We start from the raw sequence: 23,978 nt of genomic DNA, 5'->3' as shown, positions 1-23,978 counted from the left end.
GGACGTGCCTCGCGCCACCGCGAGGCCGGACCGGCCGGGGAACGGCCGCCGCATACGCGCGCGGCGCATCAGCGCCGTCGCCCTCCCGCACGGCCGGTGCGGGTCGCCCACAGGCGGCCGCGAGCGCTCAGTCCCGCCTCTCCCCCGCCCGCTCGGTCCCCTCGCCGTCACCGGCCGTCGCCGCGCGGGTCCGGCGGCGGCGCAGGGCCCAGACGCCCGCGCCCAGGAGGGCGAGCGCGCCGGCGCCGGCCGCCGCGACGGGGCCGGCGGAGCCTTTGCCGCCGAGGGCCGCCGTGCCGGGGGCGCCGGCCGCCGCGCGCACCGCCTGCCGCCCGGGTGCCGGGCTCGCGCTCGCCCCGCCCTCGCTGAGCGGGGTGACCAGCGTGCCGACGGCCCGGGCCGCCCGCCCGTGGGTGAAGCCCCAGTCGAGCAGCGCGGCGGTCTCCTCGTAGACGGCGTTGCCGCCGGACTCGGGATGCATCACGGTCACCAGCAGGGTGCGTCCGCCACGGGTGGCCGCGCCGGTGAAGGTGTTCCCGGCGTGGCTGGTGTAGCCGTTCTTCACACCGATCAGGCCGTCGTACGTCTTCAGGCCCCATGCTCCGGTCAGCAGGCGGTCGGTGTTCTGGATCTGGAACGTCTTCTTGCCGCCCGCCGGGAAGTCGGCCGTCCTGGTGCCGCAGTAGCCCCGGAAGTCGGCGTCCTTCAGCCCGTGGCGGGCGAAGAGGGTGAGGTCGTACGCCGAGGAGAGCTGCCCCTTGTGGTCGAAGCCGTCGGGGCTCACCACATGGGTGTCCAGGGCTTGCAGGTCCGCGGCCTTGGCCTGCATCTCGGCGACGGTCCTGGCGATGCCGCCGTTCATGTGGGACAGCACGTGCACGGCGTCGTTGCCGGAGCGCAGGAAGACGCCCTGCCACAACTGGTCGACGGTGTAGGTGATGCCGGGCTTGATGCCGACGAGGCTGGAGCCGGCCGGGACGTCGGCGAGGTCGGCGTCGGTGACCTTGTACCGGCGGGCGCGGTCGAACTTCTTCAGCACGGTGTCCGCGAACAGCATCTTCAGCGTGGACGCGGGCGCGAGCCGCCGGTGCGCGTCGAACGAGGCGAGCACCTCCCCGCTCGCGCAGTCGGCGACCAGCCAGGCGCGCGCGGTGAGCTTCTTGGGCAGTCCCGAGGCGCCGCGCACCTGGACGCCGGTACGGGCCAGACGTTCGCCCCCGACGACCGGGGTGGCCGCGGCGGCGTCGGTGACCGTGGACAGGGGCAGGGCGGCGGCCGTCAGCCCGAGGACGGCCCGCCGGCTGAGCCGGGAACATTCACGCACCCGGGGACCGTACACCGCGCCGTGCGGGCGATATGCGATCGGAGGGGCGTACGGACCGGATCACGCCGCGGACGTGCCCGCCGCTGCCCGGCCGTGGGCACCCGCGAGCACGGCACGCACGAACCCCTCGTGCGCGCCCTGGAGTTGGACGGCCCGCTCACAGACCGGCGGTGAGCGGCACGCCCGCGCACCGGGCACCGGCCCCTTGGCCCCCCGAAGACACGGGCGGGGCCCGAAGGACAGGGTCACCGAGCCTGCCGGGACGAGCAGCAGAAGCGGGCGACCGAGTCACCGGGCCCGGCCAGCCAGGAAGCCGAGCCCCACCGGCCAGTTCACCCAAGCCGGCCGAGCCGCACCTCCGAACCGGACCGACCAAGCCACCCAGGCCAGACGGCCAGGTCACCGACGCCGCTCCCCCAGGGTCGCCGAGCCTGACCGGCCGGGTCGCCGAGCCCGACCGGCCGGGACACCGAGCCCAGCCAGCCAGGAAGCCGAGCCCCACCGGCCAGTTCACCCAAGCCGGCCGACCGGAACGGCTCACCAAGCTCGACGAGCCGGAGTCCAGCCCGATCAGCCAAACCACCCAAGCCGGCCAAGCCGCGCCTCCATGCCCCACCAGCCAAGCCACCCAGGCCAGACGACCAAGCCACCGACGCCGCTCCCCCAGGGTCACCAAGCCCGACCGGCCGGGACACCGAGCCCAGCCAGCCAGGAAGTCGAGCCCCACCGGCCAGTTCGCCCAAGCCGGACAAGCCGCGCCTCCGCGCCCCACCGGCCAAGCCACCCAAGCCGGGCGAGCCGCGCCTCCGCGCCCGAGCGGCCAGGGACGCCGCGCCCGACCGGCCCAGTCGCCCAAGCCGGACGGCCGGGGCGCCGAGGAGCCGGGTCAGTTCTGCCGCGCCCCGGGGCCGCCACCCGAACGGCGGTCAGGAGGGGCCGGACGGGGTCGCGGGTGCGAGGGTGGGGTCATGGGGTCCGGAGCGGGGGCTCCGGGAGGGAGCCACCCGGGGCACCCCGGGAACCGGGGGACGTCTGTCCGCCTGTCTGCTGGGAGTGACCGTGACCTGTTACGACCGACGTGATCTGGGCCTGCTGCTGCTCCGGCTGGGCACCGGAGGGGTGCTGGCGGCGCACGGCGCGCAGAAGCTGTTCGGCTGGTTCGGCGGGCACGGCCTGGAGGGCACCGGCCAGTTCATGGAGTCCGTCGGCTACGTGCCCGGCAAGCCCAGCGCGCTGGCGGCGGGCCTCGCGGAGACCGGCGGCGGCACCCTGCTGGCGCTCGGCCTCGCGACCCCGGCGGCGGGCGCGGCGGCGGCCGGCGGGATGGCCGGGGCGGCGGCGGTGCACGTGCCCAACGGCTTCTTCGCGCAGGAGGGCGGCTACGAGCACCCGGCGGTCCTGGGCCTGGTCGCGGCCGGGCTGGCCGTCACCGGTCCCGGCCGGCTCTCCCTCGACCACGCCCTCGGACACGTCCTCGACCGCGGCTGGATGGTCCCGGCCGCCCTGGGCGTGGCGACGGCGGTGACGGCCGCGGTGGTGGGGACACGCACCCGCCGGCTGCGGCGCACGGCGGAGGGCGGGCAGGAGACGCTGTTCGAGGAGTGAGCCGGCGACCGGCGGGGGCCGCAGGCGCGGGGGCCGTCAGCCCGCCAGCAGCCCGCGTTCCAGGGCGACGACGACCGCGCGGGTGCGGTCGCTGACGTCGAGCTTGGCGAAGACGCGCAGGAGGTGGGTCTTCACCGTGGCCTCGCCGATCACCAGGCGGCGGCCGATCTCGGCGTTGGACAGGCCGTCGGCGACCGCGCGCAGCACATCGCGTTCGCGGGCGGTGAGGGTGACGGGTTCGGGGCGGCGCATGCGGGCCACGAGGCGTTCGGCGACCTTGGGCGCGAGGACCGTCTCGCCGCGTGCCGCCGAGCGGATGGCGTCGGCGAGCTGCTCGCGGGTGGTGTCCTTGAGCAGGTAGCCGACGGCGCCGGCCTCCACGGCCCGTTCGATCTCGGCGTCCGTGTCGTAGGTGGTGAGGATCAGTACCCGGGTCGGCACCGGCAGGGCGACGATCTCGGTGGTGGCGGCGACCCCGTCGAGCACCGGCATGCGCAGGTCGAGGAGGGCCACGTCGGGGGCGAGCGCCCGGACCAGGCCGACGCCCTCACGGCCGTCGCCCGCCTCGCCGACGATCTCGATGGTGGGCTCCCCGGCCAGCAGGGCGACGACGCCGGCGCGCATCACGGCGTGGTCGTCGACCACGACGACCCGGATCCGGTCGGGGGCGGTGTCGGTCATCTGGTTCCTTCGTGGTCGGCGGGGCCCGGCCGCCGGGCGGGCGTGGGCAGGGTGGCGAGGACGCGGGTGCCGTCACCGAGGGAGCTGGTGACGGTGAGTTCGCCGTCGAGTTCGGCGAGGCGCCGGCGCATGCCGTCGAGGCCGAAGCCGCGGGACTCCGCGACGACGAACCCCTCGCCGTCGTCGGTGATCTCCAGTTCCACGCCGCCGGGGACCTCGCCGAGGACGACGCCGACGGTGGAGGCGCCGGAGTGTTTCCGTACGTTGGCGAGGGACTCCTGGGTGCAGCGCAGCAGGGCGACCCGGGTGCGCTGGTCGAGGTCGATGTCGGGCAGTTCGGCGGTGACGGTGAGGCCGGTGTCCTGGGCGAAGCGGTCCAGGGTGCGGCGCAGGGTGGTGGCGACCGAGCCGGGGGCGACGCCGCTCGCCGGGACCGAGCCGACGAGGATCCGGGCCTCGGTGAGGTTCTCGCGCGCGGTCCGCTCGATGGAGGCGAGCTGGTGGGCGCTGCGCGCCGGGTCGGTGGCGAGGGCGGCGCGGGCGGCCTCGGCGAGGACGACGATGGAGGCGAAGCCCTGGGCCAGCGTGTCGTGGATCTCCCGGGCCATCCGCTCGCGTTCCTCGGCGGCGCCCTGGCGCTGGTGGGCGCGGGCCAGTTCCTCCTGGGCGAGGGCGAGTTCGGCGGTGAGCCGCTCCTGCCGCTCGTTGCTCTGGCCGATGAAGCGGTCGATCCACAGGCCGAGGCCGGACCCGAGGGCGTAGCCGGCGAGGGTGAACACCGTGTTGCCGGTGAGGAGGTCGGGACTCCAGCCCTGGCCGAGGGTGCCGCCGAACACGGTGAGGACGGCGGCGGCGCCGCTGAGGGCGAGCGCGTCGCGGGGGGTGCGGGTGTAGAGCCAGAACTGCGGCAGGGACACGACGTAGAAGGCGGCCCCGCCGTCGAGGAGGTACGCGCTGCCGCCGAGGGCGAGGGCGAGGAGGCCCAGGTAGGCGCGGCGGTCCAGGAGGCGGGCCCCCGGCCTGAGGAGGGTGGCGGCGTGGCACAGGGCGGTCAGGGCGAGCAGGCCGTACATCCCGTACTGCCGGGCCGGCGAGCGGTCGAGGACGCCGCCGGCCGTCGGCAGCAGGCCGAACAGGATCCAGACCGCCGCGTTCCACAGCCGGATCCGGTCCGGGGTGAGCCGCTCGTTCGGCTGCCGCTGCCCCTGGGCCACGCTGACTCACCTCATCCGTAAGGGTGTTCGGAATTCTATCGGCGGTGCCGGTCAGCTCACCGGTTCCAGCGGGCGGGGCGTGGTCACGGCGGTGTCGCGGGCGCGGCGCACTCCCCGGGAGGGCCACCAGTTGGCCTCGCCGAGCAGCAGCATCAGGGAGGGCAGGACCAGCATGCGGATGACGAAGGCGTCCAGCAGGACGGCGACGGCGAGGCTGAAGCCGATCTGCTTCATCTCGATCAGGTGCAGGGCGGCGAAGCTGGCGAAGACGGTGACCATGACGACGGCGGCGCTGGTGACCACGCCGGCCGAGCTGCCGATGCCCTCCAGGACGGCCTTGCGGGTCGGGACTCCGCGCAGCGCGGCCTCCCGGATCCGGCTGATCACGAAGACCTGGTAGTCCATGGACAGGCCGAACAGGATGACGAAGAGGAACAGCGGGACGCGGGAGCCGATCGATCCGGTGGAGGTGAAGTCGACCAGGCCCTCGGCCCAGGTGTGCTGGAAGACCAGGACGAGGACGCCGAGCGAGGCGGCGGCGGACAGCAGGTTGAGGAGGATGCCGACCAGGCCGAGGACGACGGAGCGGAACGCCCAGACCGTCATGGCGAAGGTGACCAGGAGGAGCGCCGCGATGATGAGCGGCAGCTTCTGTTCCTGGTGGGCCGGGTAGTCGGCGTAGCGGGCGACGTCGCCGGTCACGGCGGTCTCGGCGCCCTTGATCCGGCCGACGGTCCCGGGGACGTACCGCTCGCGCAGGTCCTTCAGGGAGCTCTGGGCCTGGTCCGTGCTGACATGGTGCGGGACCTGGAGCTGGAGCATGCTGATCCGCTTGTCGGGCGAGGTGGTCAGGGTGGAGTTGCCGCTCAGGCGCGGGTCGTCCGCGGCGTCGGCGGCGAGTGCGCGCAGGGCGGTGGTGACCTCGGCCGAGCGGCCGGCGTCGGCGCGGACGACGACCTGGTGCATGGACTTCAGCTCGGGGAAGGCCGCGTTGAGCCGGTCGTAGACCTGCATGGCGGCGATGGAGCGGGAGTGGGTCTCGCGGCCCATGTCGGTGAGTTTCAGGCCGAGGAGCGGGGCGGCCAGGGCGAGCAGCGCGAGGACCGTGACCAGGAGGGTGGCGGCGGGCCGCTTGGCGACGGGCCGCAGCACGGCGGCGGTGAGCCGGCCCGGTCCGGTCCGGTACGTCTTCGGCTTCTTCGGCGCGAGCCCGCGGGCGGCCCGGCGCTCGGCCCGGCGCTCGGCGCGCAGCCCCAGCTGGGCGAGCAGCGCGGGCAGGACGGTCAGGGAGCTGACGACGGCGACGAGGGTGACGACGACGGCGCCGGTGGCGATGGAGGAGAAGATGACGTCGTCGGCGAGGTAGAGCGTGGCGCTGGACACGGCGACGGCGAGCCCGGAGAGGACGACGGCACGCCCGGAGGTGGCGGCGGCGACCTCGACGACGGCCCGCGGGTTCAGCCGGCCCCCGCTCCTGGCGCGTTCCTCCCGTTCCCGCTTGAGGTAGAAGAGGGTGTAGTCGACGCCGACGGCGAGACCGATGAGCAGGATGACGTTGGTGCCCACTCCCGCGTCCGGGAAGACGTGCGAGGCCGCCATCGACAGGCCCACGGCCGCCACGATCGAGGACAGGGCGAGCAGCAGCGGTACGAGGGCCATGGCGAGGGAGCTGAAGACCAGCAGCAGGGTGAGCAGGGTGACCGGCAGGGCGATGACCTCGGTGCGGGACAGGTCGTCGCCGCGCAGCTTCTCCACCCCCTTGCTGATGGAGGGCGATCCGGTCTCCTCGATCCGCAGCCCGGGGTGGGCCTTCTGCACGGCGGCGGTCTGCGCGAGCAGCGGCTCGACGTGCTTCTTCCCTTCGAGTTCGGGGCCGTTGAGGGTGACGGTGACCCGTACGGCGGTGTGGTGCGCGTCGTGCGCCGGCGCGGCGACGGAGCGTACCTCGGGGAGCCTTCGCATCAGGGCGGTGAGGTCGGCGGCGGCCGCGTCGGCGGCGCCGGTGTCGAGCCGGCCGCCGCCGGGCCTCGCGGTGATCAGGACGTGTTCCACGGGCCGTTGCTGCAACCCGCCCTCGGCGGCGAGCGCCTCACCGCGTCCGGCCTCGCCGATCCGGAAGTCCTCGGAGGTCGCCGGGTTGGCGCCCACCGAGATGCCGATGCCGAGGCACAGCACGACGAACACCAGCCAGCCGACGATGCCCCGCCACGGGTGGGCGGCGCTCCAACGAGCCATGCGCACAGGGAGATTCCTCATGCCGACCATGCTCTTGGCCACGGGCACGGCGCCGACAGCGGCGACCGGTTGAACCTGGGGTCCACCACCTGGTGGACCCGGCCGGGCCCGTGGCCGGCGGTACGCGGACACCGCCGGCCGCGCGGAGCGTCCGGCACGGCTCGCGGGGGTCGGACAGGCGGTTCCGGCGCGGTCCGTCGTCGTCCGAGAACCAGCGAGTGCGGCGGCCCGCCACTTGGTTAATCTGCGGGAATGAGCACTGACTTGACGCTGCTGCCGCGTGTCGCCTACCGCGGGCAGGAGGTCACCGCTCCCCGGCTCCGCGGTCTGCTCGCCCTGCTCGCGGGCGATGTGCGCACCGGTTGCGGCATCGAGCAGCTGGTGGCGGGACTGTGGCCGGACGAGCTGCCGGACCGGCCGGGAAAGGCGGTGCAGGTCCTGGTGTCCAGGGCGCGGGCGCTGCTGGGCGCGGACGTCCTGGAGAGCACGCCGACCGGATACCGGCTCGCCCTCGCCGAGGAACAGGTCGACAGTTCCGCCCTGCTGCTGCACGCCGCCGCGAGCGCGGACCGGGCCCGGGCCGGCGACCACGCGGGGTCGCTCGCCGCGGCCGAGGCCGGGCTCGCGCTGTGGGACGGCACCCCGGCCGGGGCCGACGACCCGTACGACCCGGTGGCCGCGCTGCGCGGCCGGTGCGCCCCCGTCCGCGGCGCGCTGGTACGCGCGCGGGCGCTCGCGCTGGCCCGGCTGGGCCGGCACGCGGAGGCGGCCGGGCCGCTGGCCGTGGCCGCCGCGGAGCGTCCGCGCGACGAGGAGGTGCTGGCCGAGCTGCTGCGCGGCGAGGCGGCGACGGCGGGCCCGTCCGCCGCGCTGACGCGGTACGAGGCCTACCGCCGTGAGCTGCGCGACGAACTCGGCACCGACCCGGGCCCCGGGCTGAAGGCCGTACAGCAGGAACTGCTGCGGGGTGAGGCACCGGTGGTCAGGCACGGGGTGCCGCACGAGCCGAACCCGCTCCTCGGCCGGGAGGAGGACATCGCGGCGGTGGAGCGGCTGGTGCGTGCCTCGCGCGTGGTCACCGTCGTCGGCCCCGGCGGCCTCGGCAAGACCCGGCTCGCGCACGCGGTCAGCCGCCGCGCCGAACAGCGCGTGGTGCACTTCGTGCCCCTGGTCGGCGTCACCGCGGACGAGGACGTGGCCCGGGAGGTGGCCTCCGCGCTCGGGGCGGGCGAGGGGCGGCACGGCGGTGTCGGCGGCCATGCCCCGGCCGACCCGGTCACCGGCATCCTCGGCGTGCTCGGCTCGGGGCCCACGCTGCTGGCCCTGGACAACTGCGAGCACGTCATCCGGGGCGTCGCCGATCTCGTGCGGGCCCTGGTCTCGGCCTCCAAGGACCTGCGGGTGCTCGCCACCAGCCGGGCCCCGCTGGGCCTGACGTCGGAGGCGGTGTACGCGCTGCCCGAGCTCGGCCTGGAGACGACGGTCGAGCTGTTCGGCCAGCGGGCCCGGGCCGCCCGGCCCGGAGTGCGGCTGCCGCCGGAGGCGGTGGCCGAGCTGTGCCGCCACCTCGACGGGCTGCCGCTCGCCGTGGAGCTGGCCGCGGCACGGGTGCGGGTGATGTCGGTGCCGGAGATCGCCCGCCGCATCGGCGACCGGTTCGCGCTGCTGCGCGGCGGGGCGCGGGACGTGCCGGAGCGCCATCGCACGCTGCACGCGGTCGTGGAGTGGAGCTGGAACCTGCTCTCGGAGGACGCGCGGGCGGCGCTGCGCTTCCTGTCGGTCTTCCCCGGCGGCTTCTCCGGCGAGGCGGCGGAGCGGATACTGGGCGCGGACGCCCTGTTCCTGCTGGAGCAGCTGGCCGGCCAGTCGCTGCTGACCGTCGTCGACACCCGGCGGGGCGTGCGGTGCCGGATGCTGGAGACGGTACGGGAGTTCAGCGCGGCGCGCCGGGCGGAGGCCGGCGAGGAGGACGAGGCGGTCGACCGGTTCGTGGACTGGGCGCGGGACTTCGGCCTCGCGTACCACGACGTGCTCTTCGGGGCGGAGCCGCTGGCGGCCTGGGACGAGGTCAGGGCCGAACAGGACAACCTCGTGCTGGCGTTGCGGTACGCGCTGGCCCGCGGGGACGGTCCCGCCGTCGCCGCGCTGACCGCCGTCCTGGCCGCCTCGTGGTTCACCGATTCCAACTACCCCCGGCTGGCCGCGCTGGCCGCCGACACCGGTCCGCCGCTGTCGCACTACCGCCCCGCGCCCGAGCACGTCGAGGTCACCCGCGCCGCCACGGTGCTGTGCACGGCGAGCCTCCTCATGGGCTATCGCCCGCAGGTGACCGTGGCCCGGCAGCTGGTCACGCTGCGGCGGCTGCCGCCCGCGGAGCCGGACACGCTGCTGCGGGCGACCGCGGTGGTGCTGAGGGCGATCCCGGAGATGCGGCCCCCCGGCTACGAGGTGCTGCGGCGGCTGTGCGCCAGCGAGCGGCCGCTGGTCGCCGGCATCGCCGAGTGCGTGGCCAGCTATGTCTGGGAGTACGAGCACGACATCGACCGCGCCCTCGCGTCGGCCCGCCGGACGATCACCGCGCTGGCGTCGGTCGCCAACCCGTCCATGCAGGTCATGGGCCATGCGCGGCTGAGCGACATGTGTCTTCAGACGGAACAGGGCGAGGCGGCGTACGGGCACCTCAAGGCGGCGCTCGAGGCGCTGCCGCGCCTGGACGACGAGCACGACGCCATCGGCATCCGCCGGGGTCTGGTCCTGGCCTGCCTGCAGCGGAACGACCCCGACGAGGCCGAGTACTGGCTGCGGCAGGCGGAGGGCGACAGCACCCCGCGCAACGACGCCGTCCCCGACCTCGCCGGACGCGCCGAGATCGCGCTGGCCCGGGGGCTGACGGAGACCGGTCTCGGGCTGTGGCGCGGCGCCGTGGCGCAGATGCCGCAGGCCGGCTCGGCGCCCGGTGACGACCCCTGGCTCGACCCGTGGGCGCTGGAGATCCAGTCGGCCGCGGTGACGGCGCACGCGCACGCCGGCCGTCTCGAACTCCTCGCGGAGCCGGTCGACCGGCTGCGGCAGCGGCTGCACGCGCTGCTCTCCGGTCCGCCCCGCACCCCCCGGGAACTGCCGGTGCTGGGCACGGTGCTGCACGCGCTCGGCATGGCGGGGCTCGCCTCCGGTGACGCCTCGGCCGTACGGATGATCGCCCTGGCCGAACAGCTGCGGGTGCTGCGCGAGTTCCAGCCGACGATGTCGGCGGCCCGCGCCCGGCAGGCCGCGAAGGACGCGGACGCCGCGGCGTACGCCGCCGCGGTGGCGCGGTACGCCGCCCTGGGCCGGGACGAGTTGCAGGACGCGGCCCGCGCGCTCGTCACAGGAGGCGGCTGAACGCATCGGTGCCGGTCAGGCGGTGTCCGGGCCGGTTTCAGGGCGCTGAAGCCGGTGTGAAACCGCGCTGAAGGCGCCGTGCCGCACTCTCGGTGGCATGACGACAACGGCATCGCAATCACTCGCCATCGCGGCCAGAGGGCTCCGCAAGTCGTACGGGGACAAGACGATCCTCGACGGCATCGACCTGACGGTGCCGTCCGGGACCATCTTCTCGCTGCTCGGCCCGAACGGCGCCGGGAAGACGACCACCGTCAAGATCCTTTCCACGCTCGTCCGCGGCGAGGCCGACGAACTGTACGTCGGCGGTCACGACCTGGCCGCCGAGCCGCAGGCGGTGCGGGCCGCGATCGGGGTCACCGGGCAGTTCTCCGCCGTCGACGGGCTGATCACCGGCGAGGAGAACATGCTCCTCATGGCGGACCTGCACCATCTGCCCCGCGCCGAGGGCCGCCGCACCGTCGCGGAGCTGCTGGAGCGCTTCCACCTGACGGACGTGGCGAAGAAGCCCGCGTCGACCTATTCCGGCGGGACGAAGCGCCGTCTGGACATCGCGATGACGCTCGTCGGCGATCCGCGGATCATCTTCCTGGACGAGCCGACCACCGGGCTAGATCCGCGCAGCCGCCACAACACCTGGCAGATCATCCGCGAGCTGGTCGCCGACGGCGTCACCGTCTTCCTCACCACCCAGTACCTGGAGGAGGCCGACGAACTCGCCGACCGCATCGCGGTGCTGAGCGAGGGCAGGATCGCTGCCGAGGGGACCGCCGAGGAACTCAAGCGGCTCGTCCCCGGCGGACACGTGCGGCTGCGGTTCGCCGACCCGGCCGCGTACCGGTCGGCGGTCGTCGCGCTGAGCGAGGCCACCACCGACGACGAGGCGCTGGCGATGCAGGGGAGCAGCGACGGCAGCCGGCGCGAGCTGCGGTCCATCCTCGACTGGCTCGACTCCTCCGGCTTCGCCCTGCGGGAGGTCACCCGGGACGACGAGGCGCTGGCCCTGAAGATCCCCAGTGACGGCAGCCAGCGGGAGCTGCGGTCCATCCTGGACTGGCTGGACGCGGCCGGTATCGAGGCGGACGAGCTGACCGTGCACACTCCCGACCTCGACGACGTGTTCTTCGCCCTGACCGGCGGTCTGGCCCAGCCCCGGAAGGAGGCCGTGCGATGAGCTCCCTGTCCCTGGCCGTGCGCGACTCGACGACCATGGTGCGCCGCAATCTGCTGCACGCGCGGCGCTACCCGGCGCTCACCCTGAACGTCGTGCTGACGCCGCTGATCATGCTGCTGCTGTTCGTGTACGTCTTCGGTGACGTGATGAGCGCGGGCATCGGTGGCGGCGGTGCCGACCGCTCCGCGTACGTCGCCTACATCACCCCGGGCATCCTGATGATGACCATCGGCACCACGCTGGTGGGTACGTCGGTGTCCGTCGCCGACGACATGACCGAGGGCATCATGGCCCGGTTCCGCACGATGGCGATCCACCGTGGTTCGGTGCTCATCGGGCATGTGGCGGGCAGTGTGCTGCGGTCGATGCTCAGCGTGACCCTGGTCGGCGCCGTCGCCGTCGCCATCGGATTCCGGTCCTCGGACGCCACCGTGCTGGAGTGGCTGGCGGCGTTCGTGCTGCTCGCGCTGGTCGCCCTGGCGTTCACGTGGATGGCGATCGCCGTGGGCATGGCCAGCCCGAACGGTGAGGCGGCGGGCAACAACGCGGTGCCGCTGGTCATCCTGCCGTTCATCTCCAGCGCCTTCGTCCCGGTCGACGCGATGCCGGGCTGGTTCCGGCCCATCGCCGAGTACCAGCCCTTCACCCCGGCCATCGAGACGGTGCGCGGCCTGCTGCTCGGCAGCGGGATCGGGCACGACGGATGGCTCACCCTGGCCTGGTCCGTGGGCCTGGCCGTCCTCGGCTACTACTGGTCGAGGTCACTGTTCACCCGCGAATCGCGGTAAGAGCACGGGCTGAATCCCCCGCAGCCCGTACCGCCCCGGGGCGGAGCCACTCCGCCCCGGGGCGACCCCCCTCGCTCGCCGGCCCCGGACCTCCGTCCCGTCCGCCTCGTGGCCACGGCCCGCTCGCCGTGCCCGGCCGGCGCTCACGGCTCACGTTCCAGCCCCGTTCCAGCAACCTCCGCCCACGAAGGGAGACCGACGCCGTGTCCACCGCGACGATCGACGACAAGGGGAAAGGGCGCCATGGGTTCGACCGTGCCCACTGGCAGGACCGCCTCGACGTACTGCGTTCCCGGTACCACGTGCCGGGTGCGGCGCTCGCGGTACTGGTGGACGGTGAGATCCACGAGCTGGCCAGCGGCGTGCTGCACCGGGACACCGGGGTGCGGGTCACCCCGGATTCGGTGTTCCAGTGCGGCTCGATCGCCAAGGTGTACACGGCGACGCTGGTGATGCAGCTGGTCGACGCCGGTGAACTGCGGCTGGACACCCGGGTGGTGGACGTGCTGCCGGACTTCTCGGTCGCCGACGACGAGGTCACCAAGTCCGTGACGGTCGGGCAGCTGCTGAGCCACACCAGCGGGATCGGCGGGGAGTTCACCTATGACACCGGTCGCGGTGACGACTGCCTGGCCCGCTATGTGGAGGCGTGCGCGGACGTGGGCCAGGACTGTCCGCCGGGGACCATCGTGTCCTACTGCAGCACCGGGTACGCGATCCTCGGCCGGATCGTGGAGGTGCTCACCGGGCAGACCTGGGACGACGCGCTGCGCGACCGGTTGCTGACCCCGCTGGGCCTGGAGCACTCGATGACCCTTCCCGAGGAGGCGCTGCGGTTCCGGGTGGCCATGAGCCATGTCGGCGAGCTGGAGGACGAGCCGGAGCCCGCGCCGGTGTGGGACATGCTGCCGCGGTCGGCCGGACCGTACGGGCGTGTCCTGGTCACCGCCGGGGACGTGGTGCGCTTCGCGCGGATGCATCTGGACGACGGTCTCGCGCCGGACGGCACCCGCGTGCTGTCGGCCGGGTCGGCGGCGACGATGCGCCGGCGCGTGGCGGACTGCCGGGACCCGTGGTCGTTCATGGCGCAGGGGTGGGGGCACGGATGGGCGCTGTACGACTGGGACGGTGTCCCCGGTTACGGTCACGACGGGGCCGTGGTCGGGCAGTTCTCGTATGTGCGGGTGGTGCCCGGCAGCGGGGTCGTCGGCGCCCTGCTGACGAACGGGGGCAGTGCGACGAGTTTCTTCGTCGACCTGTTCCAGGAGTTGCTGGGGGAGCTGGCCGGGGTGCGGCTGCCGGACGTGTTCGCCCCTCCCGAGGAGCCCCGGCCGGTCGACGTGGGCGCGCTCGCGGGCACGTACGAGCGGGAGGGCGTGCGGATCAGGGTCGGCGAGCGTGCCGGTGTGCCGCGGGTGCGGCTGGAGCTGACCGGCGGGGTGGCGAAGTATTCACCGCCGATCGAGTCGGAACTGGTGCCGGTGTCCGACTCGGTGCTCGCCATGCCGGGGACCGGTCCGGTGAGCGCGCCCTGGCTGCCGCTGGTGTTCGGGACGCTTCCGGACCGTACGCCCTACGTCTACTTCGGCATGCGGGCGGCCCCGAAGGTCTCCTGAGGGCGTCGCCCCCGGTGTCCCTCCGCTTCCCCCGGCCGCGTGGTGCGCGGGGCCGGCCTCGGTCAGCGGCTCTGCCGGGGTTCGGGCAGTCCGCGCCGGTCCAGCTTTCCGTTGGGGCCCAGCGGGAGGCGGTCGAGGACGACGAACGCGGAGGGGATCATGAAGTCGGGGAGTTGGTCGGCGACGAACCGGCGCAGCCGCCTGGGGTCGAGACCGCCCCCGGGGTGTCCCGGCCCCGGTGCGGCGGGGACCAGATAGGCGACGAGCCTGCCGCCGCCGGAGCCGCGCCCGGGCCTGACGGCCACCACGGCCTGGGTGATGCCCGGGTGGGTGGCCAGGACGGCTTCGATCTCGGCGGCCTCGATCCGGATCCCGCGGATCTTCATCTGGGTGTCGGAGCGCCCGAGGTGCTCCAGTTGCCCGTCCGCGTTCCAGCGGGCCAGGTCGCCCGTGCGGTACATGCGCTGCCCGGGCAGGCCGAACGGGTCCGCGACGAACCGCTCGGCGGTCAGGCCGGGCCGGGCGTGGTAGCCGCGGCCGATCGAGCCCGCGACGTACAGCTCCCCCGCCACGCCGGGTGGCACCGGGACGAGGCCGGGGCCGAGCACATAGGCGCGCATGTTGCCCAGCGGGCGGCCGATGGGGATGGGCACGCTGCCGGTACCGGTGCCGGTGCGGTCCCGGGGGACGGTGTACGTCGTGGCGTAGAAACTCTCCGTCTGCCCGTAGGCGTTGATCAGCCGTGTGCCGGGCAGCGCGGTGTGCACCCGCCGCGTCAGCGCGGCCGTCAGCGGCTCGCCCGCGCACATCAGTACGTCCACGGTCACCCGGCCGGTGATCCGCTCCAGCATCTCCGCGAGCATGGAGGGGACGGTGTGCACGACGCTGCCGTTCCATCCGCCGCGTTCCGCGAGCACGAGGATGTCGCGGACCACCTCGACCGTGGCGCCGGTGCTCAGCGCCGCGAACACCTCGAAGACCGAGACGTCGAAGTTGACCGACGTCCCCGCCAGTACGCGCGCCCCCGGTCGCAGGTCCGCGGTCACGGCCAGCCGGGACACGCCGTTGACCACGTTGGCGTGGGTGATCGCCACGCCCTTGGGCGCGCCGGTCGAGCCCGAGGTGTACATCAGGTACGCCAGGTGGTCCGGGCGCAGCGTCGGGCGCGCCGGATCGCCGTCGGGCTCCTTCGTGACGCCGTCGAGGTCGAAGGACTCCAGGTAGTGGCAGGGGATGCCGTGGCCGGGCAGTGTCCGGACGGTCGCGGCGTCCGTGAGGATGAGGCCGGGGGCGGCGTCGGAGAGCAGGAAGCTCAGCCTCCGGCCGGGGTAGCGGGGGTCGATCGGCAGGTATCCGGCGCCGCTCTTCAGGACCCCCAGCAGGGCCACCACCAGGTCGGCCGAGCGGGGCAGTGCCAGCCCCACCAGGGCCTCGGGGCCGAGTCCGGCCCGGATCAGCGCGGCCGCCAGCCGGTCGGCCCGGGCGTTCAGTTCCCGGTAGGTCAGCGACCGGCCGGCGCACACGACGGCCACCGCGTCCGGGGTCGCCGCGACCTGTCGCTCCACCAGTTGCGGGATGGTCAGCGGGGGCGTGGGCACCGCCGTGTCGACCAGTTCCTCCAGCAGCCGGTAGCGCTCGGCCGTGTCCGTGACGTCGACCGCCGCCACCCGCGTGCCGGGATCCGCCGCCACCTGCCGCAGCACCCGCAGATACCGGCCCGCGAGCGTCTTTGCCGCCGAGCGCTCGAACAGGGCGGGGGTGTACTCGACGGTGGCGGTCAGTTCCCGGCCGTCCGCACCGGCGGCGGTGACGGTGAGGGCCAGGTCGGCGCGGGCGCCGGGGGTGCCCGCCGGTTCCTCGGCCACCGTGAGGCCCGGCAGGTCGAGGTGCGGCGCGGTGCGGTGGCGGTGTGCGAGTACCGTCCGGAACAGCGGGCGGCGGGGGCCGGGGGCGCCCGGGGACTCGTCCGGGGGGCCGGGGTCCCGGTCCCGTACGGTGTCGAGGAGCGTGGTGAAGGCCGGGTTGGCCGACAGGTCCGTGCGCCGCACGCGGATGGTGCCGTAGGGGTCGTCCGAGCCGGCCGCCGCGGCGGGGCCGTCTGCCCGGGTCAGCGAAGCGGTCGGCGTGCCGGTGCAACCGCCGAGGTGGTGCCAGAGCACCGCGAGCGCGCAGCGCAGGACCAGGGGGGTGGTCGTGTCCCGGTCCTTCGCCAACGCGCGGATCCGGTCCGCGAGTCCGGGTTCGAGGGGGAGGTCCACCGTGTCACGGTGGTGGTCCCCGGCCGGCCCGGGCGCGACGGCGGCGGGGGGCGGGGCGGGGGGCGGGGCGGGGTCGGGCCAGGAGGGCGGGGTGCCGGCGCGCCGTGCGGTGTAGGCGGCCGGCAGGTCGCGCACCAGGGGCGCCGTCAGGCCCCGGTCCGCGGCACCGGGGTGCAGGACCAGGAGCAGTACGTGCTCATCGGGCGCGCAGGCCAGCAGGTGCGCCCTGGCCGGCACGGTCTCCGCCGGACCGAACGGGCGGCGGGCCGCGTCCCGCACCGCGGCGGGTACGTCCCGGGGCGCCAGCTCGCGTACGGGCACGGGGGGTCGGGCATCTTCCGCGAGCGGACCTTCGTCCGCGAGCGGGTGTTCGTCCGCCGGCCGGTGTGGCGGGGGCGGTGCGGGCGTGACGGGTGCCGTGCGGGGACTGGCGTGGCGGGCCAGCACGTCGCCCATCGCCGCCGCGAGGGCCGCCCGGTCCAGGGGGCCGGTCATCCGCCATGCCCAGGTGGTGTGGCCCGGCGCCGGCGACTCGTTCGGCCGGTGGACGGGCTCCGCGGCGCGCTGCGCGGGCGGCAACGGGATCATGCGTGGCTACTCCTTCTCGCTCCTGCGTAGCGGGCCGGCCGAGCCGTGCGGAACCGGGCCGGGGCGGCTGTCCCGCCGACGGGACGCCCGAGGGCGCGCGAGCGGCCCCGGCGCTTCCCGGTTTCCGCGGACCACTGGGGGCTCGTTCACTCCCGCAGTTCGAGGGTGCAGCACTTGACGCTTCCGCCGGCCTTGAGGAGTTCGGTCAGGTCGGCGCCGACCGGTGTGTAACCGCGCTGGCGCAGCTGGTCGGCGAGTCCGGTCGCCTGCCCCGGCAGAATCACGTTCTTCCCGTCGGACACCGCGTTCAGGCCGAAGACGGCGGCATCCGCTTCGTCGGCCAGAATGGCGTCCGGGAATCGTTCGGCCAGCACGGCACGACTTTCTTCGGAAAACGCGTCCGCATAGTACATGATTTCCCCGTGGCCGAGTACGGCGAGAGCCGTGTCGAGGTGGTAGAACCGCGGGTCGACAAGCACCAGGGGCACTACGGGAAGGCTGAAGAACTCCTGCACTTCACGGCATGCGCGCGGGTCGCTGCGGAATCCGCTGCCGGCCAGGATCTCCCGGCCGGTGAAGAGGAAATCGCCCTCTCCCTCGTTGATGTACTCGGCCTGCCGCACCTCGGACCAGCCGGCGGCGCGGAACCAGTCGAGGTAGGCCGCCGACTCGTCGGTCCGCTGCCGGTTGCGGAACCTGGCGACGAGCGCCCTGCCGTCCACGGCCATCGCACCGTTCGCGGAGAACACCATGTCGGGCAGGCCGGGTTGGGGATCGATCAGCTCCACGTCGTGACCGAGCGTGATGAACGTGTCGTGCAGCCGCTTCCACTGCTCCTGACCGAGCGCGGCGGACGTCGGCCGGGCGGGGTCCATCCAGACGTTGATCGAATAGGTGACGTCGAAATACGTCGGACGGCACATGAGGTAACGCCGCCGGGTCGCCGTCCTGATACGGGTCGAACGTCGCTCCGTGTTTCGCTGCAATGGTTTGAGTCCTTTGCGCTCGGGGCTGTTCCGGAAAGGCTGGAATCAACGTGTGTCCCGTCGACAGGACAGCCGATATTCCCATGGAACCGCGGCGCCGGGAAGACGATAGCAATTACCCGGGCCAGGCTGTAGCGTTCGGCGGGACGCACGCTATTTCACCAGGTCTTCCGGACGCCGGCAGAAGCCTCGGCGGCCCTCCGCGGCGGTTCTGTTTCCTCCGGTGACGACGATCCGGACGTTCGTACCCGGCTTTGTGTCACCCGCCGTCGCGCGCGGCCGAGCCGGTCCGGTTCCGTGCGGTCCGGGCCCGAGGTCCGGTGCGGCGTGGAGCGCGGGCCCGGCGGCCCGGGGGCCGTCCGGTGCCCTGCACCTATCCGAAGAAAGGGAGACTCATGTCCCGCCCTGTCAGTGAATTGCCGGAACTGCCCGTGACACGCCCCGCGGGCTGCCCCTTCGATCCCCCCGAGGAACTGGCGAAGCTGCGCGAGGAAGAACCCGTGGTCCGGATGGTCTTCCCCGACGGACACACGGGCTGGCTGGTGACCAGTCACGAACTCGTCCGCGCGGTGCTGGAGGACAACCGGTTCAGCGCGCGGTTCGAGCTCATCCACTCCCCGCTGCCCGGCGCGGGCACCAAGGGCATGCTCCCGCCCGCCCCGCCCGGGATGTTCGGCGGAATGGACCTGCCCGAGTCCGCGCGCTACCGCAGTCTGCTCAAACCCCGGTTCAGCAGCCGCCAGATGGACCGGCTGGCCGGGCGCATCCAGGAGATCGCCGACGAGTACCTGGACGCCATGGAGGAGCACGGTCCGCCGGTGGACCTGGTGGAGGCGTACGCGCTGCCCATCCCCGCGCTGGTGATCTGCGAACTCCTCGGCGTGCCCTACTCCGACCGCGAGTCCTTCCAGAGCAATGCGATCGGGGTGAACAACAACGATCTCCCGACGGAGGAGCAGTGGGCCTGCCTCGTCGCCATCCAGGAGTACCTGACCGAGCTGGTGGCGGCCAAGCGCGCCAAGCCGGCCGAGGACCTGATGAGCGAGCTGACCGGCACCGACCTCACGGACGAGGAGATCGCCAACATCGCGGCGCTGATGCTGGGCGCGGGCTTCGAGACCACCGCCAACATGATCGCCCTGGGCACCTGGGTGCTGCTGCGCAACCCCGACCAGCTCGCCGCCCTGCGGTCCGACCCGGGCCTCACCGACCGGGCCGTCGAGGAGCTGCTGCGCTACCTGACCATCACCCACACCGGGGCGCGGGCGGCGCTCGAGGACGTCGAACTCGGCGGTCAGCTGATCAAGGCGGGCGAGAGCGTCGCCCTGTCGAACCAGGCGGCCAACCGCGACCCGAGGAAGTTCCCCGACCCCGACACCCTGGACCTGCGACGGCAGGCCGCGGGGCACGTGGCCTTCGGCCGCGGCGTCCACCTGTGCATGGGCAAGGACCTGGCGCGCGTCGAGATGCGGGTCGCGCTTCCCGCACTGCTCAACCGGTTCCCCGGACTGCGCCTGGACATCGCGCCCGAGGACGTGCCGCTCAGGTTCAACTCGGATGTCTTCGGTGTGGACCGCCTTCCCGTCGCCTGGGACCGGACGTAGGCGGTGGAGCTCCGCGTGGACCGGGAGCGCTGCGTCGGTGCCGGTATGTGTGTGCTGGCCGCTCCCGAGGTGTTCGACCAGGACGACGAGGAGGGGAGGGTGCTGTTGCTCGATCCGGCGCCGTCCCGGGGAGCAGCCGGGGCGGCGGCCCGTCAGGCGGCCCACCTGTGCCCGATGAGCGCGATCACCGTCCTCCCGGACGGCGACCCACGATGACACGCGACGGCGCGGTCCGGGCGGCGCGGTCGCCGGCCGGGCGCTGACGGCGCCCGGAGCCCGGCCGCGGGGTGGCCCCGCCGCCGGCCTCGTCGCCCGTATCCGCCACCCGGCGGCGCCGCGTCGCCCTCCCGGCACGTCGAGATCACGTCCGGCCCCCTCTCGCGCGTGCCGGCACCGCGTCGCGGCCCGGGCCGGAGGGCCGCTCCGCGGCGTCACCACCGATGACGTCACCCCAGACGATTGGAGCACGCAACGTGAGCGAACACGCCGCGCCGGCCGACAGGACGCTGCCCATCCCCCGTACCTGCCCCTTCTCCCCGCCCGCCCGGTACGCCGAGCTGCGGGAGAAGGAGCCGGTCGCCCGCTTCCGGCTGCCGAACAAGGACGAGGCCTGGGTCCTGACCCGCTACGCGGACATCCGCGCGATACTCGCCGACCCCCGGTTCAGCTCGGACGTCCGGCTTCCGGGATATCCGTTCTTCACCCCGGAGAGGCCCAGTGAGCAGCCCATCCAGCTGCTGATCCACATGGATCCGCCGACCCACAACGAAGCCCGCCGCAAGGTGATCAGCGAGTACACCGCGAAACGGACCCGGGACCTGCGGCCCCGGGTCGAGCGCATCGTCGCCGAGCGGCTCGACGCCCTGCTGCGGGGGCCGCGGCCGGTCGACCTGGTGGCCGAGTTCGCCGTTCCGGTGCCGGCGCTCGTGATGTTCGAACAGCTCGGGATCCCGCGCGCCGACCACCAGTGGTTCCTCTCCACGAACTCCCTGCTGATCAGCGGACTGACCTCGGAGTCCGAGCGGGACGAGGCGTTCGGCGCGCTCAGCGGCTATCTGATGGACCTGATCGGCAAGAAGGAGACGGATCCGGGCGACGATCTGCTCAGCAGGCAGATCGCCAAGAACAAGGAGAGCGGCGACTACGACCGTACGTGGCTGACGGGCCTGGCCCTGCTGCTGTTCATCGGCGGGTCCGAGAACATGACCAGCATGATCTCGCTCGGCGCGATGATGCTGCTGCGGCACCCGGAGGTGCGTGCGCGGATCACCGCGGACCCGTCGCTGACCCCGCAGGCGGTGGAGGAGATGCTGCGCTACTTCACCATCGCCGAGCTGACGATGACCCGGGTCGCGACCGAGGACATCGAGGTCGGCGGCAGGCTGATCCGCGCCGGCGAGGGCGTGGTCGCGCTGACCAACGCGGCCGACCGCGATCCGGAGGCGTTCCCCGAGCCCGACGTGTTCGACATCGACCGCCCGGCCCGCGGCCACCTGGCCTTCGGGTTCGGGCCGCACCAGTGTCTCGGCCAGAGCCTGGCGCGGCTGGAGTTCCAGGTCGTCTTCGACGCGCTGTGCGCCCGCCTTCCGGGAATGGAGCTGGCCGTCCCGTTCGACGAGTTGCGGTACAAGAGCGACGACGAGGGCGTCTTCGGCCTCGTCGAGCTGCCCGTCACCTGGTAACCGGCGACCGGCCCGGACGCGCTACCGGAGGGACGTCCCCCCGGTAGCGCGTCTTTGTCATCCCCGGCCCAGTTTCCGGTTGACGACCCTGCTGATCTCCGCCGCGGGCGCCGGGTCGCACATGGCCGCGTGGTCGGCCTCGATGCCGTACACCTCGATGTTCCCGGCGATGTGCTGCCGCCAGTTCCCGTCGTCCCCGGCGTAGGTGCCGTCCGTGCTCAGCGTGGCCTTGAAGAACAGCGCGTCCCCCGAGTACGCCGGCGAGGTGAAGCCCCGCAGCAGTTCCATGTGGTTGGTCCAGGCGACCGCCGCCGTCCGCACCACCGCCTGTGCGCCGTCCGGGCCGGCCAGGGCGCCGACGTACTCGCCCAGCACGCTCTCCACGTCCTGCTGCGGGGGCACCTCGGCCTCGTGGAAGTAGGTGCTGGGCGCGCAGTCCAGCAGCCCGAGCAGCCCCACTTCGTGTCCACGCCGTTCCAGCTCGGCGGCCATCGCGTGGGCGGCGGTGCCGCCGAACGACCAGCCGAACAGGTGGTACGGCCCCTCGGGCTGGATCTCCCGCATCCGTCGCAGGCAGCCGTCGACGAACTGCTCCATGGAGCCGGGAGAGGGCGCCCCGCTGAACGCCGGGGCCTGGAAGGCGTACACCGGCCGGTCCTGTACGTGCGGGGCGAAGTTGAGGTACGACCAGCCGAGCCCGAACCCGGGCTGGACGAACCAGAGCGGCGCGCCGTCACCCTCGGACCGGATCGTGAGCAGCGGTGCGAAGGGGTCCTCGACCCGGGCGCCGGCCCCGGTGCGCAGCCGGGCGGCCAGCTCGGCGACGGTGGGGCGCTCGAACACCGCCCGGATCGGCAGGGCGATGCCGAAGGCCGCGTCGATCCGGCCGATGAGCTGTGTCGCCAGCAGCGAATGCCCGCCGAGGGCGAAGAAGTTGTCGTCGATGCCCACCCGGTCGAGGCCCAGTACCTCGGCGAACAACGCGGCGACGCGCGCCTCGTGCGCCGTGCGCGGGGCCCGGTAGGCCTCGCCGGTGAACTCGGGCTCGGGCAGGGCCGCGCGGTCCAGTTTGCCGTTGGGGGTCAGCGGCAGCCGGTCCATCGGCACGATCGCGGCCGGGACCATGTACTCCGGCAGCCGGTCCGCCACGTACCTGCGCAGCTCGCCCGCGGCCGGGGCGTCGCCGCCCCCGGTGAGGACCGCGTAGGCGACGAGCTGCTTGCTGGAACCCCGGCCGTCACGGGCGATCACCACCGCCCGCTCCACCGCCGGATGCCCGGCGAGCGCGGCCTCGATCTCGCGCGGCTCCACGCGGAAGCCCCGCACCTTGACCTGGGAGTCGTTGCGGCCGGCGAACTCGAGGTGCCCTTCGGGGGTGCGCCGGGCGAGGTCGCCGGTGCGGTACATGCGGTCACCGGGCGGCCCGTACGGATCGGCGACGAAGCGCTCCCCGGTCAGTCCCGGACGCCCGTAGTAACCCCGGCCCACCCGGCCCGCCACGTACAGTTCGCCCACCGCGCCCGCCGGGACCGGGTTCAGCCCCCCGTCCAGCACATACACCCGCATGTTGCTCAGCGGCGTCCCGATGGGCATGCCGCCCTCGCCGTCCCAGTCGTCGGGGACCTCGAACGTCATGGCGTAGAAGTCCTCGGTCTGCCCGTAACCGTTGAGGATGCGCGCTCCGGGCATCGCGGCGCGGATCTTGTGCAGCAGCGCCGCCGGGAACGCCTCCCCGGCCAGCACCACCGTGTCCAGACCGAGTTCGCCGGTGCGCCGGTCGAGCAGTTCGCCCAGTGCCGAGGGAACGGTGTGCACCACGCGCCCCTCCCAGTCGCCGCCCTCGCCGAGGACCAGCACGTCCCGGACCAGCTCGACACAACCGCCGGTGCTCAGGGTGAGGAAGTACTCGAACACCGAGATGTCGAAGTTGATCGACGCCGCGCCCAGCATGCGGGAACCGGATCCGGAGCCGAGGATCTCGGCGAGCCGGGTCACCGGGTTGACGATGTTCGCGTGGGTGAGCGCCGCGCCCTTCGGGGTGCCCGTGGACCCGGAGGTGTACATCACGTACGCCAGGTTGTCCGGCCGCAGCCCCGCGGGCAGCACGGTGAGGTCCGCCTCCCCGTGCGGGTCGATGTCCTCCAGGTGGAGCCGCGCCGTGTGTGCCGGGGGCAGCGCGGGGGCGGTCGCCCGGTCGGTGAGGACGAGGACCGGGCGGGCGTCCTCCAGCATGAACGTCAGCCGGTCGCTGGAGTACTTGGGGTCGATCGGCAGGTAGGCCGCGCCGGCCTTGAGGATCCCCAGCATGGCGGCGACCATGTCGGCCGTCCGGGGCAGCGCGAGGCCGACGAGGGACTCGGGCCCGACCCCGTGCCGTACCAGTGCGCACGCCACCCGGTCGGCCCTGCCGTCCAGCTCCCGGTAGGTCCACGCGACATCGCCGCACCGCACCGCGACGGCGTCCGGGGCCGCCTCGACCTGCCGCGCGATGAGCTGCGGAACCGTCAGGCCGGGGACCGGGGCCGCGGTGTCGTTGAACGCCTCCAGCCAGGCGCGGTCGGCCGGGTCCAGCATGTCGGTCGCGCCGACCTTGCGGCCGGGATCGGCGGCGAACTGCCGCAGGATCCGCAGCAGCCGGGCGCCGGCCCCGGTCACGGCATCGCGCGCGAACAGGTCCGGCCGGTATTCGAGCGACAGCTGGAGCCGCGAGGTCGCCAGGGCGATCACGGCCAGCGGATAGTGCGTGCTGCCGGCGTAGGGGCGCATGCCGGTGCAGGTGATGCCGGCCCGGGCGTTGGCCTCGCTCAGCCCGGCCTGGTCCATCGGGTACGACTCGAAGACC

At 73.7% G+C, this 23,978-nt stretch carries 15 protein-coding genes; 8 read left to right on the top strand and 7 right to left on the bottom strand.

Going from position 1 to position 23,978, the window contains the following annotated elements; genetic code table 11:
• Positions 1-127 precede the first annotated feature (127 nt).
• A complete protein-coding gene (locus AB0E62_RS31010; protein WP_362201208.1) occupies positions 128-1,324 on the bottom strand; it encodes a D-alanyl-D-alanine carboxypeptidase in 1,197 nt (398 codons plus the stop codon).
• 1,059 nt (positions 1,325-2,383) lie between these two features.
• Between AB0E62_RS31010 and AB0E62_RS31005 the strand changes: the two genes are divergently transcribed.
• Positions 2,384-2,929, top strand: coding sequence for a DoxX family protein (locus tag AB0E62_RS31005; RefSeq protein WP_362201205.1), 546 nt, complete (start codon positions 2,384-2,386; stop codon positions 2,927-2,929).
• Between the two features lie 36 nt (positions 2,930-2,965).
• Here AB0E62_RS31005 and AB0E62_RS31000 read toward each other — a convergent pair whose 3' ends face one another.
• From AB0E62_RS31000 to AB0E62_RS30990, 3 genes are read right to left on the bottom strand one after another with little or no spacing between them, the layout of a single operon-like run.
• Positions 2,966-3,610, bottom strand: coding sequence for a response regulator transcription factor (locus AB0E62_RS31000; protein ID WP_362201202.1), 645 nt, complete (start codon positions 3,608-3,610; stop codon positions 2,966-2,968).
• Positions 3,607-4,824: a sensor histidine kinase gene (locus AB0E62_RS30995; RefSeq protein WP_362201199.1), complete on the bottom strand. Its 1,218-nt coding sequence runs from the start codon at positions 4,822-4,824 to the stop codon at positions 3,607-3,609. Before AB0E62_RS30995 ends, AB0E62_RS31000 begins: the two co-directional genes overlap by 4 nt.
• A gap of 51 nt (positions 4,825-4,875) precedes the next feature.
• Positions 4,876-7,080, bottom strand: a complete 2,205-nt coding sequence (locus tag AB0E62_RS30990; protein ID WP_362201196.1) for an MMPL family transporter — start codon at positions 7,078-7,080, stop codon at positions 4,876-4,878.
• A 231-nt stretch (positions 7,081-7,311) separates the two neighbouring features.
• Here AB0E62_RS30990 and AB0E62_RS30985 point away from each other — a divergent pair, with 231 nt between their 5' ends.
• The 4 genes from AB0E62_RS30985 (at position 7,312) to AB0E62_RS30970 (ending at position 14,018) form a co-directional block, all read left to right on the top strand.
• Positions 7,312-10,440: a BTAD domain-containing putative transcriptional regulator gene (locus AB0E62_RS30985; protein WP_362201193.1), complete on the top strand. Its 3,129-nt coding sequence runs from the start codon at positions 7,312-7,314 to the stop codon at positions 10,438-10,440.
• 97 nt (positions 10,441-10,537) lie between these two features.
• Entirely contained in the window at positions 10,538-11,614 is a 1,077-nt protein-coding gene (locus AB0E62_RS30980; RefSeq protein WP_362201190.1) for an ATP-binding cassette domain-containing protein, read from the top strand.
• The gene (locus AB0E62_RS30975) at positions 11,611-12,402 is read left to right on the top strand and encodes an ABC transporter permease (protein ID WP_362201187.1); all 792 of its coding nucleotides are present in this window, start codon (positions 11,611-11,613) and stop codon (positions 12,400-12,402) included. Before AB0E62_RS30980 ends, AB0E62_RS30975 begins: the two co-directional genes overlap by 4 nt.
• Positions 12,403-12,605: 203 nt before the next feature.
• Positions 12,606-14,018, top strand: coding sequence for a serine hydrolase domain-containing protein (locus AB0E62_RS30970; RefSeq protein WP_362201184.1), 1,413 nt, complete (start codon positions 12,606-12,608; stop codon positions 14,016-14,018).
• A gap of 62 nt (positions 14,019-14,080) precedes the next feature.
• On the opposite strand, the gene AB0E62_RS30965 is transcribed toward AB0E62_RS30970, so the two are convergent.
• Both AB0E62_RS30965 and ddaH read right to left on the bottom strand, forming a co-directional pair.
• Positions 14,081-16,864, bottom strand: coding sequence for an amino acid adenylation domain-containing protein (locus AB0E62_RS30965; RefSeq protein ID WP_362201181.1), 2,784 nt, complete (start codon positions 16,862-16,864; stop codon positions 14,081-14,083).
• Between the two features lie 146 nt (positions 16,865-17,010).
• Entirely contained in the window at positions 17,011-17,850 is an 840-nt protein-coding gene (ddaH, locus tag AB0E62_RS30960) for a dimethylargininase (RefSeq protein WP_362201179.1), read from the bottom strand.
• 431 nt (positions 17,851-18,281) lie between these two features.
• Here ddaH and AB0E62_RS30955 point away from each other — a divergent pair, with 431 nt between their 5' ends.
• From AB0E62_RS30955 to AB0E62_RS30945, 3 genes are all read left to right on the top strand, one after another.
• A complete protein-coding gene (locus AB0E62_RS30955; protein WP_362201176.1) occupies positions 18,282-19,454 on the top strand; it encodes a cytochrome P450 in 1,173 nt (390 codons plus the stop codon).
• Between the two features lie 3 nt (positions 19,455-19,457).
• Positions 19,458-19,670, top strand: a complete 213-nt coding sequence (locus tag AB0E62_RS30950) for a ferredoxin (RefSeq protein WP_362201173.1) — start codon at positions 19,458-19,460, stop codon at positions 19,668-19,670.
• Between the two features lie 257 nt (positions 19,671-19,927).
• Positions 19,928-21,136, top strand: coding sequence for a cytochrome P450 (locus tag AB0E62_RS30945; RefSeq protein WP_362201170.1), 1,209 nt, complete (start codon positions 19,928-19,930; stop codon positions 21,134-21,136).
• Positions 21,137-21,193: 57 nt separating this feature from the next.
• Here the strand turns inward: AB0E62_RS30945 and AB0E62_RS30940 are convergent.
• Positions 21,194-23,978: amino acid adenylation domain-containing protein (locus AB0E62_RS30940; RefSeq protein WP_362201167.1), on the bottom strand; the 2,785-nt coding region annotated here is incomplete at its 5' end.

It is taken from the genome of Streptomyces sp. NPDC038707, from assembly GCF_040636485.1.
Lineage (GTDB): Bacteria > Actinomycetota > Actinomycetes > Streptomycetales > Streptomycetaceae > Streptomyces.
The sequence above is the reverse complement of the archived record's forward strand: the minus strand, read 5'-3'. Positions and strand labels throughout refer to the sequence as shown.